This window comes from Paenibacillus sp. KACC 21273, assembly GCF_028736095.1.
GTDB classification, from domain to species: domain Bacteria; phylum Bacillota; class Bacilli; order Paenibacillales; family Paenibacillaceae; genus Saccharibacillus; species Saccharibacillus kyungheensis.
This window is the reverse complement of record NZ_CP117876.1, coordinates 175,869-192,040: the sequence shown is the minus strand read 5'-3', so window position 1 is coordinate 192,040 and position 16,172 is coordinate 175,869. Positions and strand designations below refer to the sequence as shown.

The window sequence follows — 16,172 nt, the reverse complement described above, 5'->3', positions numbered from 1 at the left end:
AGTAAGAAAACGAACAAAAAAGAAGAAGATCCTCTTATCTCAACAGAGTATCTTCTTCCCTTTGATATAGAACTAAATTGAAATATCACTACTGATTACTGATATTACATTACGATTCACTTTGTGGTTGAAATGAAATATTGATTTCGACGATCTCTGAACGTGTTCCTATGCGCATCGGTGTTCCCCAGAATCCATAACCTGACGATACGATCGAATGCAGTTGCCCTTTTTGCAAATAGCCCCAATCATTCTCATAGATACGTTTGGTGATCAGATGCGCTGGAGCCACCTGTCCGCGATGCGTGTGACCGGAGACAACAAGATCGGTTCCTAATTTCTGCTCAGCATCCAATTCATACGGTTGGTGATCCATCACAATAATCGGCTTCGAATGATCGACCGATTCTAATAATTTCGCTAATTCTGCACGTGGACGATCACTGTAATCTTGACGACCAACCAGTGTAATCCCATTATCCAGCACTGTCGATTCATCATAAAGGATATTCAGATCACTATCATCTAACACCTGAATCAAATTAATCCCTTTTTCAAAACGATCATGGTTCCCAAGAGATGTGTATACAGGGGCTTCGATCCCTTTCAAAATCTGCGGAATATTTGTTTTCACAAAGTACGGTAGATTATCGTCGATCACATCACCTGGAAATAGCACCAGATCGGGCTTTAATTCGTTGATCATTTTCACCATTCGTCTAGCATGCGATTCATTGGACAAAACACCAAAGTGAGTATCGGATACCATAATCACTTTCATATCCTGCTTGCCTGTAACTGGCTTATCAATCGTAATATCATAATTACGTACCACCGGACTGTACGCATTGAACATGCCTATACACGCTACAATCACAAATACAAACAGTGTAGTCCATCCCGCCCATACAATTACTAAATGTTGAGATAAAGAGGTAAAACGAGTAATAAGTACACCCAGATTCATGATCGGTAACCATAAAACTAAAATATATAACACCATAAACCAGACAGCACTAATGATCTTAATTGTTATACTTTCACGTACCCAGAAGTTCAAAAAGAAGGAGTAGGCTAAAACAACCAACACCGCAACAAAGATGTATCTCACAAAATGATGATCTGGCAAAATCTGTCCAAACCATACCCAACCATTCCATCCCATATACAGCAAGATCAAATTATAAACAATAAAAATAATGATTCCTATTAACAAATAAATTGACTCCTATCTCTGTTGTATAATGATTACTTTTTGCTTGTAACTATCTCTATATAAGTATATACGATATACAATCATGTACCAAATGATAAAATTAGTATTCCTTTCTTTTTTACTATAAATACTTAAATACGAATAAAATACAGTAAAAACGCTTTATAAAAATCGTAATTAAGATATAATAAACGTAATTACATATTAAAAATTTATTTTTACTACTCTCTTTAGCTATCGGAGGTTCTCACCTGTGTCTGAACTACTTGATCCCAAAAATGATTTTTTATTTAAACGTATTTTTGGTAGTGAAAAAACAAAGATGTATTGCTTGCATTTCTCAACCATATTTTTAAAGAAGCCGATAAACCGGCAATCTCTGAAATTTTGTTGCTCAATCCCTATACAGATAAAGATTCGCCTTTGGATAAGCAATCGATTTTTGATATTCATGCACGTACAGAAGAAGGCGAATTAATTAATGTAGAAATGCAATTATTTAATAAATATGACACTGAAAAGCGCACTCTTTTCTACTGGAGCAAACAATACTCCAATCAATTATTCGAAGGAAACGCCTACAGAACGCTGCAAAAATGTGTTACGATTAATGTAATCAATTATTCACTGTTGCCTAACGATCAGTATCATAATGTATTTCATTTACGTGAAGATCGTACACATATTTCATTGTTAGATGATATTGAAATTCACTTTCTAGAACTGCCCAAGTTAGAGCAGATGACTACTCCGCTAGAAGGCAGTCCATTAGTGAATTGGTTATTATTTCTTAAAGGTACTGATCCATCACACTGGGAGGTGCTATCTATGAATGAACCTGAATTAAAAAAAGCGATGACTACGCTCGAATTCCTAAGTCAAGATCGCGAAGCTCGTATGCGTTACGAAGCGCGCCAGAAATTCCTGCATGATGAAGCTTCACTTGTCGATTCTGCGATGGCAGAAGGCGAACGCCGTGGCGTTGAAGCAGGTTTTCAAAAAGGAATCGAACAAGGTATAGAAAAAGGCTTAGAGCAAGGCATTCAGCAGGGGAAACATCAAGCACAATTAGAAACTGCTCGCAATATGCTTTCTCTTGGATTAGATATTGGAGTGATTGCCAAAGCAACAGGTTTATCTCAAGAAGATATTCGTTCTCTATCCTGAGTCTACAATTCAAAACTGCATTGTTCTCTATAATTTAGCTTTAGATTCGTAATATAAGTAAAAGCCTATCATCGCGATAGGCTCTTTTTAACTTTATTTCAACGCTTTGTGCACTTTCAGCAATTTACCTTTAACTGTCGTATCCTTCATCACTTTCAGTACATGAGGACCTTTGCCATTCAGAATCTCTACATAAGTCACGTTATCCTGAATCGTAATAATTCCAATATCTTCAGCCGTTACGCCTTCGATCCGAGCAATTGTGCCTACAAAATCGACTGCACGTAATTTTTTCTTTTTGCCACCATTAAAATACAACTTCATGATTTCTTTGTTCAATTGCTCACTTTTGGCAGGTTTGCGTTCTGCACGAATTCCCATTTTTCCCTCAAATGCTTCACGCGCACGATCCACCTCTGTCGCTTCAGGTGCTTCTTTGTGCGGAATCGCAAATCCGATATAGTCTTGAATTTCACGCAAAAATTTATCTTCAAATGGAGTGACAAATGTGATCGCTAGACCGCTTTTACCTGCACGTCCTGTTCGTCCTGTACGATGCACATAGCTTTCTTTTTCCAGCGGTAGATCATAGTTAATCACATGTGTAATATTGTCGATGTCGATTCCGCGAGCAGCCACGTCGGTTGCTACTAAATAACGGAATTGTCCTCGTTTGAAATCTTCCATTACAGCAAAACGATCTTCTTGCAACATCCCGCCATGAATCTTCGCACAGGTATAATCGTTCGCTGTTAATCGTTCACTCACCATGTTTACATTATCTTGAGTACGGCAGAAAATAATACAGCTATCTGGATTCTCAACAACCGTAATATCTTGCAACAGATTAAATTTATCTGCATCTTTCACTTCGTATAATGCATGCTCTATCGTTGCAGTCGTAAGCCCTGTTGCTTGAATCTCAATATGCTCCGGCTGACGCATATGACGGTGGCAAAGACGTTCGATGTCTTGTGGTAACGTTGCCGAAAACAGCAATGTAGTCCGATCTTTCGGCAATGCTTTGATAATATTTTCAACTTGTTCTATAAAGCCCATATTTAACATTTCATCGGCTTCATCGATAATTAGAAATTCTATTTTGTCCAAAGCCAGTGTACCGCGCTGAATATGATCCAATACACGTCCAGGTGTACCGACTACAACATGACTTTTTTGCTTCAATTCCAGTGTCTGCTTGGCATAAGGTTGTTTTCCATAGACTGCGGTTGCTTTGATCCGCTTAAAGCGTCCGATATTAGTAATGTCTTCTTTTACCTGTGCAGCCAGCTCACGTGTCGGAGTGAGGACTAACGCTTGTGGTTTGTTCTCATTCCAGTCTACTAACTCGCATAAAGGAATACCGAACGCAGCCGTTTTACCACTACCTGTCTGCGATTTCACGACTAGATCTTGACGTTCCAACGCAACAGGCACCACTTTTTGTTGCACTTCTGTAGGCTGGGTGTAGCCCAGTTGTTGCAATGCTTTTAAAATATCTTCACTTAATCCATACTCTTGAAAATTAGACTGACTCATGAAATACCTCTTCTTTTTATAAATTAACATGCTCTTTCATTTCACTAAGCATGCTGAATAATGAACATAAAATCGCTTCAACAATAGCACAAATAAATCGCTTGCCTGATCGTATACATTTTTACTCACTCTATTCAGTATACGCTATATTGGCAGGTAACATCTGAGAAAATAGCAAAAAAGACGTAGCTTACTGCTCAAATTCAATAATTTTTATATTTCGTAAAAGTTCTTCTAGTTCATGTATGACTTTATCCCAGATCACAGTCGCTTCTTGAACCAATACCTGTTCACGTTGATCCTGATGATGCTCTAGTTGGATGGATATACATAGTATTAATGTTCTGTCTGCAAAAAAGCGTAACAGGTCTGCAACTGTAGACATACGATCTGACGAATTAGACAACTCTAATCGGTTAAAATAATATTCCATCTCTTCGGATAATTTACTGCGTATCTTCGTCGTATCTGTTCTAGATAAATCTGCATCTTGAAAAGCTAATTCGATCGCTGTCGTCATCATATATCTTGCTTCATACATATTCAAATTGTAGTGTCGTTGCTGGATATGTAGTAAAACTGCTACTTGCAACGCAGTCAGACGGAACCAGTACAGCTCTGCATATACTGCCTCCAATTCCCTTTTAGAAAATAATGCAGAATATGTATTACAGATATGTATTGATTCTATTTGAGGCCAACGAATAATTGTTCGAGCAACTTGCCGTATCGCTTTGCCCAAATGTATACGACTTGATGGTTGATCCATAGTAAGCACATCTCCTTCCAGCAAGCAAATTAGAGGTAACCTACACCTCCTTACCCATTTCACTGCAAAAGAAAAAGGTAGTCATTATATTCCTTTGCAGGAGTACAATAACTACCTTTAATACTCATTTACTTTATTGCATTTTAATATTCGTTAGCATCAAACGTAATAATTTTATCAAATACTACATTTTCAGTTCTTGCTTTGAAAGGCCCCATATTCCATGTTTTGTTGAATGTATAACGACTTGGACCTGTTCCATTTGCTTTGGCATCATACCAAGATACAAATTGAGCATACTCAGAACCACTCAAATCATATTCTTTTTCTAACCCGTTAACCATAGTAATAACCAATAGAACACGACCACCTGATGGCGTAGTTGTTCCTGTTGTTAGTTCTGCATTAACTTCATTAGAGTTATAGCTTTCGCCTGTAGGTAGAACAGCTGAAACTACATAATAATAAGCTTGGTTTTTATCTGCTTTAGTATCTTTATACGTAGCTTCAGTTACATTAGCAGCAATCGTCTCATATGGACCACCAGCAGTAGTAGCACGTTTTACATTATAAGCTGTAGCATTTTGCAATGCATCCCAAGTTAAGCCAATAGAAGAAGTTGCTTTATCAGATGTAGCTACTAGATTCTTAGGCATCACTGGAGCATCTTTGCTAAATAATTGCATTTCGTGAATCGAAAGTTTTACAGTATCTGAAGTGTTACCGTTATTAGAAGTAATATTCAACCGATAAAATTTGTAAGCTACAGTATTACTCAAAACGATTTCTTTAACTGTTGGATCTTTCCAATCAGAAATATTAGATTTAGTATCTAGTGTTGTCCAAGCAGTATTATCATTTGAGGCTTCAAAAACCCAACTTTTTGGAGTACCTGTATCAAAAGATTGATTACGATTAGAAGCACTAGGACCATAATAAATAGTATATTTTGATACTACAGTTGCTTGGTTAAATTCAAAAGCTAACCAACCTTTAGTATCTGTTGTTCCCCATGACGTATACCCATCGTTGCTTGTACTATAAGATTTTTTACCATCAAATGCTTTCCAAGCAGGTAGTCCATCATAGCTAGAACTTGCACTTGCTTTTCCAACCGAATTAGTAGTTGTAGTCATTGTAGGAATAAGACTTGTATACGTATCTGTTGCTGCATATGTAGAATGACTCCATCCTACTACTAAAAAGCTTAAAAACATAATTGCACTTAATAATTTCTTTTTCATGTTCTAAATATTCCTCTTTTCACTGTATATTTATTCAAACTATTTTATTACCCTATTACTTATCGGTATTTGAGTTGCCACTTGTTAGAGTAAAATTCTTTATTATACAAATTTATAATATACATAGGAGACTTACTCCTTTTCATTGCAAGATTCAAAGAACCATTTTACAAATAGCAAAAAAATATGTATGATAGATATATCGAATTATCTCGATATATCTATCATACATAAAAAGGAGTGAATTTCTGTGCGAAACATTAGAGTTTATCATGTCGATGCTTTTACAGATCAACCGTTTACTGGAAATACCGCAGGGGTCGTATTGGATGCAGAACAACTAACTGGAGAAGAAATGCAACAGATTGCAAAAGAACTTAATTTATCTGAATCTATCTTTTTACTTCCTTCGGATCAAACAGGTATCGATTATAAAGTGAGATATTTTACACCGACTGACGAAATTCCTTTTTGCGGACATGCCACTATCGGATTAACCTGGTTACTGGCTACAGAACTTGGACTATCTCAGCAACAAGATGGAGTCGTTCTAGGAACCGGAGCAGGTGCTATTCCAGTTGTCTGGCATCAAGAAGAAGGTCGTGTACAACGGGTTGAAATGACTCAGATCACTCCGCAAATCAAATCGTTACCTGTAGACTTACAAGCAATTAGCGAAATGGTAGGCGTACCTGTCGATGCGATAGATCCTGCTTACCCAATCCAATTATCCCACACCGGTAACTGGCATTTATTGATTCCTGTACATAGCCAGCAAGCCATAGACCAAGCAACACCTGACCTTACAGCACTAAGTAAGCACAATAAAGAACACCAGATTGCAACAACTCATCTATTTACGTTTACTCCTGATACTGAGGACGATTATGATTTGTATACTCGTGATTTTGCACCCGCTATCGGGATCGCTGAAGATCCTGTAACAGGCGCAGCCAACGGTGCTTTGACCGGATATCTGTATCTCAATCATATGATTCCACAGGATCAGATAACACAGCTCAAAATTGCTCAAGGGCGTGCTATCGGTCGTCCTGGATTTCTATATGTACAAGCGATCCCAAATGGAGAACATCCAATTATCAAAGTAGCAGGTACTGCAACGATTACGATTCGAGGCACATTAGATATCTAATGATGGATAGCAAAAAAGCAAAGTCTTTAGCTATTGCTAAGGCTTTGCTTTTTGAATAAATACCTTGTAGATCAACGGGTCAAAATCAAATCTAACACCATAAATTCCTCATCCCAATACTGACCTTCATACTTTAGTGCATTGCGTTCGAATCCATATACGATAAATCCTAGACTCTGATATAGTTGCTTGGCTGCATTATTATTAGATATAACGGTTAAATGTATCTGCTCTAGCCCTTCAAATAAACGTGCTCTTTGGACTAACTCTGTGATCAAAGCTTTACCTAGCTTTTGACCTCTAGCTTCTGGCGAAACGTACATCGCATAGATATTGCCTTTATGTATCGTTTTGGCATTACTTTCTCTTATAAAAGTCACCATTCCTACAAGCTCGTCCTGATCAAAAGCACCTAATGTGAATCGATTATTAGAATATTGAAGCTTATGTTGTACATCTTCTATCGGTTTGGAGACTTCACTATCATATGTAACTAAAAAAGCTTCGGGATTTTCTTGTAATGACCTTAACCTAAGTTCACGATAGGGTACTGCATCTTCAGAAGTCAAAAGCCTAATATCCATCTTACAACCTCCTATACTTATATAAAAAAACAAAGCCTTTAGAAAATCTTTGGCTTTGCCTTTTGAACTACAATTATACGATTCTAATTTCCAACAGCTTATACTTGAATGTTCCCATAGGCGCTTCAAAAGTAATCGTGTTACCGACTTTTTGTCCGATCAACGCTTTACCTAGTGGGCTTTCATACGATAATTTGTTGTTAATAACGTCTGCTTCAGCAGGTCCGACAATCTGGTATTCGATATCTTCACCGAACTCCAAATCATGTAGGAGTATAGTAGAACCAATACTGACTTTGGAAAGATCCAGGTTATCTGCATTGACCACTTGTGCATTACGTAGCATTTTTTCTAGAATAAGAACGCGTGTCTCCATAAAAGCTTGATCGTCCTTCGCTGAATGGTATTCACTATTCTCTTTCAAATCTCCGTAACTGATAGCAAGCTTCAAACGTTGCGATAACTCTTTACGGCGTGGCCCTTTCAGTTCTTCAAGCTCATCTTCCAGCTTTTTGATACCTTCACGGGTCAAAATAATTTCTTCGTGTTCCTTAGCCATATGCGCTCAACTCCCTCATTTAACAGTATACGCTATATTGGCACACTTTCGTTACTTTAATTGTAAAATAAAGTGATTAAATTTATAAGATATCTAAGTTGTATACAAATAAAACGCATACATTGGTTAAACATCAACTTTCATCCTTATTGTATTGCTCTTGATAAAGACAATGTACCAAAAAAGCTAAATTCTATCTCAACGCTTGAGAAATGAATTTAGCTTTTGGTGAATATCTTTTACTTGCTCGGAATAAACTGTCTGATCCAATTACCGAATCCAGCCGGATTACGAGACTGAATTAGAACAACCCCTTCGCCCCGGAAGCGACACACAATACCCTCTCCACTGGTTACACTGGATAACCAACCTTTCGATGCTTTTTCAATCTGGTAATTCATATATCCCGGCCATGCCACAAGATGAGCATTGTCGACGATTACTTCTTCACCATGAGCTAGGTTGATCGCATGAATCGAACCATACGAAGATAAGAATACAGTTCCTTTACCCCGAATTTCGATAATAAAGAAACCTTCACCTGAAAATAATCCTTTTTTCAGATTTTGCATTTGCGTACCCACTTCAATACCTTCTGTACCTGCTAAAAAACCATCTTTCTGAACATATAAACTATACGATCCATCTAATTCTACAGCAGTCACATCGCCAATACTTGAAGGTGCTAACAACACTTCCGCAGGGCCACGTGTAGAACGCAACTCTTGAAAAAAGAATTTTTCTCCTGATAACATACGACCCAGACCACCCATCAGTCCGCCGTCCATCGTTCCTTTAATTTCTACATTGGGAGACATCGAGACCATAGCGCCAGATTCAGCTTTGATCGCTTCTCCTTGTTCTATATGTACCTTCAACATGGCAAACGCGCCTTCATACAAAATGTCATATTTCATCTTTGTTCACCTATCCTTTCAATATATTAAGCTTATTTATATTATGACACTTCACCTTTGGCATTGTATATATGCACTACGTTTAATTGTCTTTGTAATTTCTCATTGATGATATGCAAAATATGTTGTATTCTGATGGTTCGATTGCTGAAGTGACGTGTAAATATTTTCGATAGCCCTATATGTTGATATGTAAGTATTTAGGCGTGTAATTCTGTAATGAATCTATTCAAATAAAAGATAGTTAGATCAGGAGGTTCATTTGTGTCAGAAGTGAATAAGCAACAAGTAGTAGACAGCGTACCGCAAAAAGGATTCTTCGGTCATCCCAAAGGATTGTTCACTTTGTTTTTCACTGAATTCTGGGAGCGGTTCTCTTATTATGGAATGAGAGCGATTCTTGTATTCTACATGTACTATGAAGTATCTAAAGGTGGACTTGGATTCGATGAAGCGACAGCGCTTGCGATTATGTCGATTTACGGATCACTTGTCTATATGTCCGGTATTATTGGAGGATGGTTAGCTGACCGCGTGTTTGGCTCTTCTCAGGCGATATTCTATGGCGGCGTCTTGATTATGATCGGGCATATTGTGCTCGCTATTCCTAACAGCGTACCGCTATTATTCGTATCGATGGGCTTGATTGTACTCGGTACAGGACTACTCAAACCGAACGTTTCTAATGTAGTTGGTGAATTGTATGGGGAAAAAGACAATCGCCGCGATTCTGGTTTTAGTATTTTCTATATGAGTATCAATCTAGGTGGATTTATCTCTCCTTTGATCGTCGGTGGATTGCAGACTAGTTATGGTTTCCACTGGGGTTTTGCTACAGCAGCGATCGGGATGTTTTTAGGGCTGGTTGTATTTGTATTAACGAAAAAGAAAAATCTAGGTCTAGCAGGTACTGTAGTAGGTAATCCACTATCTGCTGATGAGAAGAAAAAAACGATCAAAATTTTTGCAATCAGTGCGGTGATTATTGCGATTATCGTGGTACTGGCAATTATGATGGGTTGGTTAACGTTAAAATCATTTGTCACTGTAGTGGCTATACTGGGAATTTTGATTCCTATCTGTTACTTCGTTACGATGTATCGTAGTAAAAAAACAACAGATGTCGAACGTTCACGTCTGCTTGCTTATATTCCTTTATTTATAGCGGCTGTGATGTTCTGGTCTATTCAAGAACAGACGTCAACCGTACTGGCAACTTATGCAGATAAACGTACTCAATTGGACTTTATGGGTATTCATATCGCTCCTGCATGGTTCCAATCACTTAATCCGCTATTTATTATTGCGCTATCTCCTGTGTTTGCAGCGATCTGGCTCAAACTTGGAAATCGTCAACCGATCATTCCGCGCAAATTCTCTTTAGGATTGCTGTTTGCTGGGTTGTCGTTCCTTGTTATTCTTATTCCTTCTTACTTCGGTGGTGAGAATTCGCTTGTAAGCCCGCTATGGCTTGTACTGAGCTATTTTATTATTGTAGTTGGAGAGTTATTCCTTTCTCCTGTTGGGCTGTCTGCAACAACCAAGCTCGCTCCTGCGGCTTTCTCTGCGCAAACGATGAGTCTATGGTTTTTATCTAATGCTGCTGCTCAAGCGATCAATGCGATTATCGTTCAATTTTATAGCCCTGATACCGAAATGATCTATTTCGGAGTGATTGGCGGTGTATCTATCGCACTTGGTGTGATCCTGTTCGTGATGGGTCCCAAAATTCAAAGCTTTATGAAGGGTGTACTGTAAGCTAGATACGCACATTCAACTAGAAATAAAGCCAGCCTCTTTTTACAGAGATTGGCTTTATTTGATTTCACTATATAAATCAAGATGGATCAAGCAATTTTTAGCCAAATCGCTTGGTTTTGTACCATTTACTTTCTCTACCCGTAATCCGATCATACGTAATCGAGAAGAATGCTTTGACCGAGATAATCAGGAACAATTGGGAATACGTAAAGTAAGAGACGCACGATAAAATAAAGTTACGTGTATTACTTTGTCCGATATCTGTTGCCAGTGCCATATTAATCTGCAATACATAGATGTAATACATAAGCGCCCAACCAATAACTAGATACACATATACGTCTCCAACAAATTGAACAGGAGAAACAACCGCAGGATTGAATAGCTCTATAATCTGATACACAATATTAGCTAGAAAAATAATATCCGAGACAATAATAGCGATCATAAACCAGAAATAACTAGCTGCATAATACATAACATGTAGCTTGATACGCCAGCTTGTTTTATCAAATAAATGATGAATATTGTCCATCACTACACTGTAATTCCCTTTAGACCAGCGTTCCCGTTGCTTCATATACACACTGAGCAGTTCAGGTTCTTGTTGATATGCTTCGGCTTGAGGAGCTAATGCAATCAGCTTACCACGTGTCAAAATTTCAAATGAAATCGCGGTATCTTCTGTTATCGCTTGCGGGTCCCATCCACCGATCTCTTCCATTAAGTCTTTGCGCACAATAAAGTTCGTGCCCGGAATCGTACCCAATCCGAATAATTCCCACATACCTGTATGATGCACGCGCTGAATCGTGACAAGTTCCAGATTGATACAGCCTGATAAGAAGTTCTGGCTACGATTACGTGCTTTGTTGCGACCGAATACAGCACCGTATTTCTCGGGTTGTTCCATTGCTTTTTGGGTTAGAAAAAGAAGTGCATTTTTCTCGGGCGCGGCATCTGCATCATACACGCATAACCATTCGCCTTTGGAGATCACCATCGCATCATTTAACGCACCGGATTTACCACCACTACCCGTACGCTCCATAATAGTAAAGTCACGATCAGCATAAGCAGGTTGTTCTTTCAAAGCTCGCAAACGAGCAGCCGTATTGTCACTACAATTATCAGCTACGATAATAATCTGTACTTTGTCTTGAGGATAATTCAGCTTCAAAATATGCTCAACGGTAGACATAATGACGATCTCTTCGTTATGTGCAGGTACAATCACTGTTACATTCGGGAAATGATCCATATTTTCAGGAATCACCATCGGAATTTTATTCTGCTTGAACATAAACCGAATCGCACCCCACATAATGACGATCGATTCGAATACAGCAATCCATATACTCATAATCGAGATGAGCAAAATAGCATCAGACATGATTTTTCCCCCGGTCATACTTTTTATTTACATTTGCACGGAAAACCAATGTCATAATGGTAAGTACAATAATAGCGATACTGAATAAGCTACTAATCACAATACAAAGCGGGATAAACCAGCTCGTATATTCCATCTCTATCAACCTCCTTGTGAACAAACATGTATTTAAATATATTCTGCAATCAGATCGGTTTCTGTATTGCGTTCTAGCGCAGAGATAATGCCATCAATATTCTCATAGGTGCTGAATTGTTCTTTTTGAAATACGAATGCTCCTGCGCGAATTACAAATTTCAACTCTTTGCCTTTTTTATCTAAAAATTTGATATTCATCATAGCGTTTTTGATCCGATCGGTTAACAATTGCAGATATTGTTGATCGGTCATAGGACACAAAATAATAAAGCGTCCATCTTCAATCGAGAACTTATAATCTTCATACCGAATTTGTTTTTGAATCGTCTCGGACAACTCCAACAGAAATTGCGAATAGAGCTGGCTACCTAACGATTCTTGTACCAGTGCTAGAAATTCAATCTTGAACATCGCCATCGAAAATGTATAATTTTCGGAATAACGTCTAGCCAGGTTAGACTGTTTGATAACAGTAGCTTCTAACGCTTTTTTGTTGCCTAATGTCGTATACAAATCAATTTCAGGATCACGCTTACGCAAGTCTTCTAATCGTTCGCTAACTCTTTGATTACGAATCAACGTCGATTTGATAAAAGCAGCAATCAGAATATTAGCTGGTATCAAAAATAGTTCAAAAAAGATCAGTGTATTGACTGGAGCATATGTCACCATCCATACAAAATAGGTCACTATAAATATAAAAATAACTACTACAGCAATGCCCATCGAAACGACAAACCCGAACAACAATGCAACCATTGCCCCTATATTCAAAGCGATCTCTAATAAGCTATAGCCACCATCTGCATAAATATTAAAAAACACAAGCACTTCCTGGGCAATCGCCAGCACAATCAAAATGATATAACCCAAACGCATTTGATTAATAATGCTGGTGTTAGTACTTAATTCTTTACGTTTTCGACTTGTTCTCATTTACTTCGTGTCACTGCCTTTCTGCAAATGTGTCTCTGCTAAAAGAGGAAATAAATCATCAAAAATATGGGTATCTCCATCAAATACATAGCCTCCCGGATAAGCTTGATCCCATCCTCTCATCGTTAACATTTGTGCATATAATTGGTCTGCCCACTGCTGATCGTTCTCCTGTAAAGCTAACAAAATCGCAAGTCCGTACACTGCCGGCGATTCATATGCTACATCTGCGGTCTGATCAGCACGCTTATAGCGACCAGCTAACTTATGATTCTGCTCAAATTCTTTTTTCATAAAAGTGATCAGTTGATCGGAAGGCTCACCTAATTCACTCCGATGGATCGCTAAAATCAGTTGATCTATCAGATTAATCGTATCGTCATAGTTGTATTTGCCTGTAGCTACGCTGTATGTTCTGGGGTAAAAGACTCCATCATTGGGCGTATTGTGAAGTAGATCGGTGTACTTCGTGTACTCTTGAGTGGTGATGATGTTGGTCTGCTTCATCTGTTCCAAAGCAGGCACATCAATATACGTTAGGCTGAGTACATCTGCGGAATATCCATGTTCAAAATCATGATAATCGACAAGATAACCATGTTGCTGATCTGAAGCAAGCAACGTATCGACAATTTGCTTGGCAGTTGTATGATAAGTAGGCTGTTTCCACTGGGTAGATGCTTGTAACAGCGCGCCTACAATACGTAGATCATCTCCAAGTGCGTTGGTATTTACTTTCGATTGTCCATTCGGCTCTAATTTCCAATAAATATAATGCTTGTCTTTGTCCAAAAAATACTGTTGTAACAACGTATAACTGTGTTCAAAACTTTTGGAGTCATCGGTTAGTAGTGCATATTGCATCCACAATCCTAGCGATTCAGATAATGCTTCTCGGCCAGCTACAATATCAGGATCTGTCGAAGTAGCGGGTAAAAGACGACTCGCTAACGTCCCATTCTCATTGACCATATGGGATGTAATAAACGCTGCTGTAGGGGAGGCTTCTGGTTGAGAACGATATGTATACACTGCGCCTATGATCACAATAATTGCGATACACCCTATCATAAGTAATATCCATTTCTTCGGAAAATGATGTTTCTCTCTTTTCATATCTTTCTCCTATTACATACATTTCTGCTTTAGAAATATACGTATTCTACTTTATTTATCGGCTACTCTTGAAGATATAGTTACTTTTTTCTATCAAAATTCGACAATATATGCATCTGTTATATTTTGAAAAGCAAAAAACCAGATCATTCGCAGTCATATGCTACGAAACATCTGGTTTTATCATATAATCTCGTTCGATAGCTGTCTAGTTGATTAATACACTTCTATTGATTGTAATGTTGGACAATAACGCGATTCGACAATAGATATTCGAATATGCTGTGCACTAATATCTGAAAAACGACAAATATGCTTATATCCAACAACGGAACCATGATAACATTCGATCCATTTTTGATGACGATCCTGATAAGAAATCGTAAAAGATTCGATACGTTGCCCTGACTCAATATGTTCCATTAATACGATTCGATGAAATGTCTGGATTGTTCCCAAATCCAGTTCGATCTCAGCTTGCTCTGTTCCATAGGGGGTACACCAATACGTCTCTTCCGCGAAATCGATAGCGAGAGAAGCAGGATGCTCTGGATCTGAATCAGATGCTTGAATTAGAGCATGTTCAGCTAGATTGTATTGATAATGATTCTTTATTTTTTCCCCTAGTTGTTGCAACTCATACACATCTTGTTCATGAATTAATCCTCTACGATCAGGCGGTATATTTAGCAAAAAGCAAGCATTCCCGCCTACTATTCTTTCATATAATTCCATGAGTTCTGTGGATGTTTTGACCTGATCATCTTCAGCCGAATGATAAAACCAGCCCGGGCGAATCGATGTATTAACTTCCGCAGGATACCAGATCAAATGCTCTGTTTCGGCAATCATATGGCGACTGCCTAAATCGTCTTGATCCGAGCGCACCAATGTAGCAAATTCTCCATTATCTTCAGTTTGCGAGTTGGCTTGTATCTTTTCGTTATCCTGCATACTTGCAGGTACAACACTCCATTCAGAAGAACGGGTATGCCCTGCTTCATTACCACACCAGCGCACATCGGGGCCACATACTGAAATCACAGCTTGTGGTTGGAGTCTGCGAATAACTGCATAATAGCGATCCCAATCATACACTTGTTTTTTCCCTTGCTTGCCTTCTCCACAAGCCCCGTCAAACCACACGCTAAATAATTCACCATATCCAGTTAACAGTTCTTCAAGCTGATGTACAAAATAATCATTGTACGCTTCAGAATCTCCATATGCAGGTTCATGACGATCCCATGGAGAAAGGTAAATCCCAAATTTCAGACCTGCTTTGCGGCAAGCTTCGGATACTTCTTTGACCAGATCTCCTTGTCCATTGCGCCAGGGACTATTCTCTACCGAATGATCTGTATATTGACTGGGCCACAGGCAAAATCCATCATGATGCTTACACGTCAGAATAAGTCCTTTCATACGTGCCGCCTGACAAGCATCTACCCATTGCTGTGCATCCAATTGCTCTGGATTAAATAACGCAGGTGACTCATCACCCATTCCCCATTCTCTATCGGTAAATGTATTCATCGAAAAATGAATAAAGCTATAAAATTCTAACTTTTGCCAGGCTAATTGTCTGGCAGATGGATAGATATGAGCCGCTTGTTCAATCGAAATCACCATATGTGGTTCTTCCTTTCGTATCATCAGTATGCTATATCGGATCTGTAT

Annotated in this window: 14 protein-coding genes and 1 pseudogene; 3 read left to right on the top strand and 12 right to left on the bottom strand. The window is 38.5% G+C overall.

Features of this window, described 5'->3' with window-relative positions; all coding sequences use genetic code 11:
- Positions 1–109 precede the first annotated feature (109 nt).
- Entirely contained in the window at positions 110–1,216 is a 1,107-nt protein-coding gene (locus PQ460_RS00905; RefSeq protein WP_274171449.1) for a metallophosphoesterase, read from the bottom strand.
- 253 nt (positions 1,217–1,469) lie between these two features.
- Here PQ460_RS00905 and PQ460_RS00900 point away from each other — a divergent pair.
- Positions 1,470–2,383, top strand: a pseudogene (locus tag PQ460_RS00900) (Rpn family recombination-promoting nuclease/putative transposase).
- A gap of 93 nt (positions 2,384–2,476) precedes the next feature.
- Here the strand turns inward: PQ460_RS00900 and PQ460_RS00895 are convergent.
- The 3 genes from PQ460_RS00895 to PQ460_RS00885 form a co-directional block, all read right to left on the bottom strand.
- Positions 2,477–3,922 (bottom strand): DEAD/DEAH box helicase, encoded by a 1,446-nt coding sequence (locus tag PQ460_RS00895; protein WP_273614143.1) that lies wholly within the window; start codon positions 3,920–3,922, stop codon positions 2,477–2,479.
- A gap of 190 nt (positions 3,923–4,112) precedes the next feature.
- Positions 4,113–4,691: a hypothetical protein gene (locus PQ460_RS00890; protein WP_274171448.1), complete on the bottom strand. Its 579-nt coding sequence runs from the start codon at positions 4,689–4,691 to the stop codon at positions 4,113–4,115.
- Positions 4,692–4,834: 143 nt separating this feature from the next.
- Complete coding sequence (locus tag PQ460_RS00885) at positions 4,835–5,935, bottom strand: discoidin domain-containing protein (RefSeq protein WP_274171447.1); 1,101 nt, start codon at positions 5,933–5,935, stop codon at positions 4,835–4,837.
- Between the two features lie 250 nt (positions 5,936–6,185).
- Between PQ460_RS00885 and PQ460_RS00880 the strand changes: the two genes are divergently transcribed.
- Positions 6,186–7,088, top strand: a complete 903-nt coding sequence (locus PQ460_RS00880) for a PhzF family phenazine biosynthesis protein (RefSeq protein ID WP_274171446.1) — start codon at positions 6,186–6,188, stop codon at positions 7,086–7,088.
- A 71-nt stretch (positions 7,089–7,159) separates the two neighbouring features.
- On the opposite strand, the gene PQ460_RS00875 is transcribed toward PQ460_RS00880, so the two are convergent.
- The 3 genes from PQ460_RS00875 to PQ460_RS00865 form a co-directional block, all read right to left on the bottom strand.
- Positions 7,160–7,672: a GNAT family N-acetyltransferase gene (locus PQ460_RS00875; protein WP_274171445.1), complete on the bottom strand. Its 513-nt coding sequence runs from the start codon at positions 7,670–7,672 to the stop codon at positions 7,160–7,162.
- A gap of 73 nt (positions 7,673–7,745) precedes the next feature.
- The gene (gene greA / locus PQ460_RS00870) at positions 7,746–8,231 is read right to left on the bottom strand and encodes a transcription elongation factor GreA (protein ID WP_273614148.1); all 486 of its coding nucleotides are present in this window, start codon (positions 8,229–8,231) and stop codon (positions 7,746–7,748) included.
- A gap of 239 nt (positions 8,232–8,470) precedes the next feature.
- Positions 8,471–9,148: a TIGR00266 family protein gene (locus tag PQ460_RS00865; RefSeq protein WP_273614149.1), complete on the bottom strand. Its 678-nt coding sequence runs from the start codon at positions 9,146–9,148 to the stop codon at positions 8,471–8,473.
- A 264-nt stretch (positions 9,149–9,412) separates the two neighbouring features.
- On the opposite strand from PQ460_RS00865, the gene PQ460_RS00860 reads away from it, so the two are divergent.
- Positions 9,413–10,906, top strand: a complete 1,494-nt coding sequence (locus PQ460_RS00860) for a peptide MFS transporter (RefSeq protein ID WP_274171444.1) — start codon at positions 9,413–9,415, stop codon at positions 10,904–10,906.
- Between the two features lie 100 nt (positions 10,907–11,006).
- Here PQ460_RS00860 and PQ460_RS00855 read toward each other — a convergent pair whose 3' ends face one another.
- The 5 genes from PQ460_RS00855 to PQ460_RS00835 all read right to left on the bottom strand — a co-directional run bounded on the left by PQ460_RS00855 (position 11,007) and on the right by PQ460_RS00835 (position 16,124).
- Positions 11,007–12,302 (bottom strand): glycosyltransferase family 2 protein, encoded by a 1,296-nt coding sequence (locus PQ460_RS00855; protein ID WP_273614153.1) that lies wholly within the window; start codon positions 12,300–12,302, stop codon positions 11,007–11,009.
- Entirely contained in the window at positions 12,295–12,438 is a 144-nt protein-coding gene (locus PQ460_RS00850; RefSeq protein WP_274171443.1) for a hypothetical protein, read from the bottom strand. Before PQ460_RS00850 ends, PQ460_RS00855 begins: the two co-directional genes overlap by 8 nt.
- Before the next feature lie 32 nt (positions 12,439–12,470).
- Entirely contained in the window at positions 12,471–13,376 is a 906-nt protein-coding gene (locus PQ460_RS00845; protein WP_274171442.1) for a GGDEF domain-containing protein, read from the bottom strand.
- Positions 13,377–14,492, bottom strand: a complete 1,116-nt coding sequence (locus PQ460_RS00840; RefSeq protein ID WP_274171441.1) for a glycosyl hydrolase family 8 — start codon at positions 14,490–14,492, stop codon at positions 13,377–13,379.
- Between the two features lie 216 nt (positions 14,493–14,708).
- The gene (locus PQ460_RS00835; protein ID WP_274171440.1) at positions 14,709–16,124 is read right to left on the bottom strand and encodes an alpha-L-fucosidase; all 1,416 of its coding nucleotides are present in this window, start codon (positions 16,122–16,124) and stop codon (positions 14,709–14,711) included.
- Positions 16,125–16,172 lie beyond the last annotated feature (48 nt).

Excerpts from the sequence above, each read along its gene's own strand:
- PQ460_RS00895 (WP_273614143.1), bottom strand. The coding sequence starts at position 3,922 with ATGAGTCAGTCTAATTTTCAAGAGTATGGATTAAGTGAAGATATTTTA.
- PQ460_RS00890 (WP_274171448.1), bottom strand. The coding sequence starts at position 4,691 with ATGGATCAACCATCAAGTCGTATACATTTGGGCAAAGCGATACGGCAA.
- PQ460_RS00885 (WP_274171447.1), bottom strand. The coding sequence starts at position 5,935 with ATGAAAAAGAAATTATTAAGTGCAATTATGTTTTTAAGCTTTTTAGTA.
- PQ460_RS00875 (WP_274171445.1), bottom strand. The coding sequence starts at position 7,672 with ATGGATATTAGGCTTTTGACTTCTGAAGATGCAGTACCCTATCGTGAA.
- greA (WP_273614148.1), bottom strand. The coding sequence starts at position 8,231 with ATGGCTAAGGAACACGAAGAAATTATTTTGACCCGTGAAGGTATCAAA.
- PQ460_RS00865 (WP_273614149.1), bottom strand. The coding sequence starts at position 9,148 with ATGAAATATGACATTTTGTATGAAGGCGCGTTTGCCATGTTGAAGGTA.
- PQ460_RS00855 (WP_273614153.1), bottom strand. The coding sequence starts at position 12,302 with ATGTCTGATGCTATTTTGCTCATCTCGATTATGAGTATATGGATTGCT.
- PQ460_RS00850 (WP_274171443.1), bottom strand. The coding sequence starts at position 12,438 with ATGGAATATACGAGCTGGTTTATCCCGCTTTGTATTGTGATTAGTAGC.
- PQ460_RS00845 (WP_274171442.1), bottom strand. The coding sequence starts at position 13,376 with ATGAGAACAAGTCGAAAACGTAAAGAATTAAGTACTAACACCAGCATT.
- PQ460_RS00840 (WP_274171441.1), bottom strand. The coding sequence starts at position 14,492 with ATGAAAAGAGAGAAACATCATTTTCCGAAGAAATGGATATTACTTATG.
- PQ460_RS00835 (WP_274171440.1), bottom strand. The coding sequence starts at position 16,124 with ATGGTGATTTCGATTGAACAAGCGGCTCATATCTATCCATCTGCCAGA.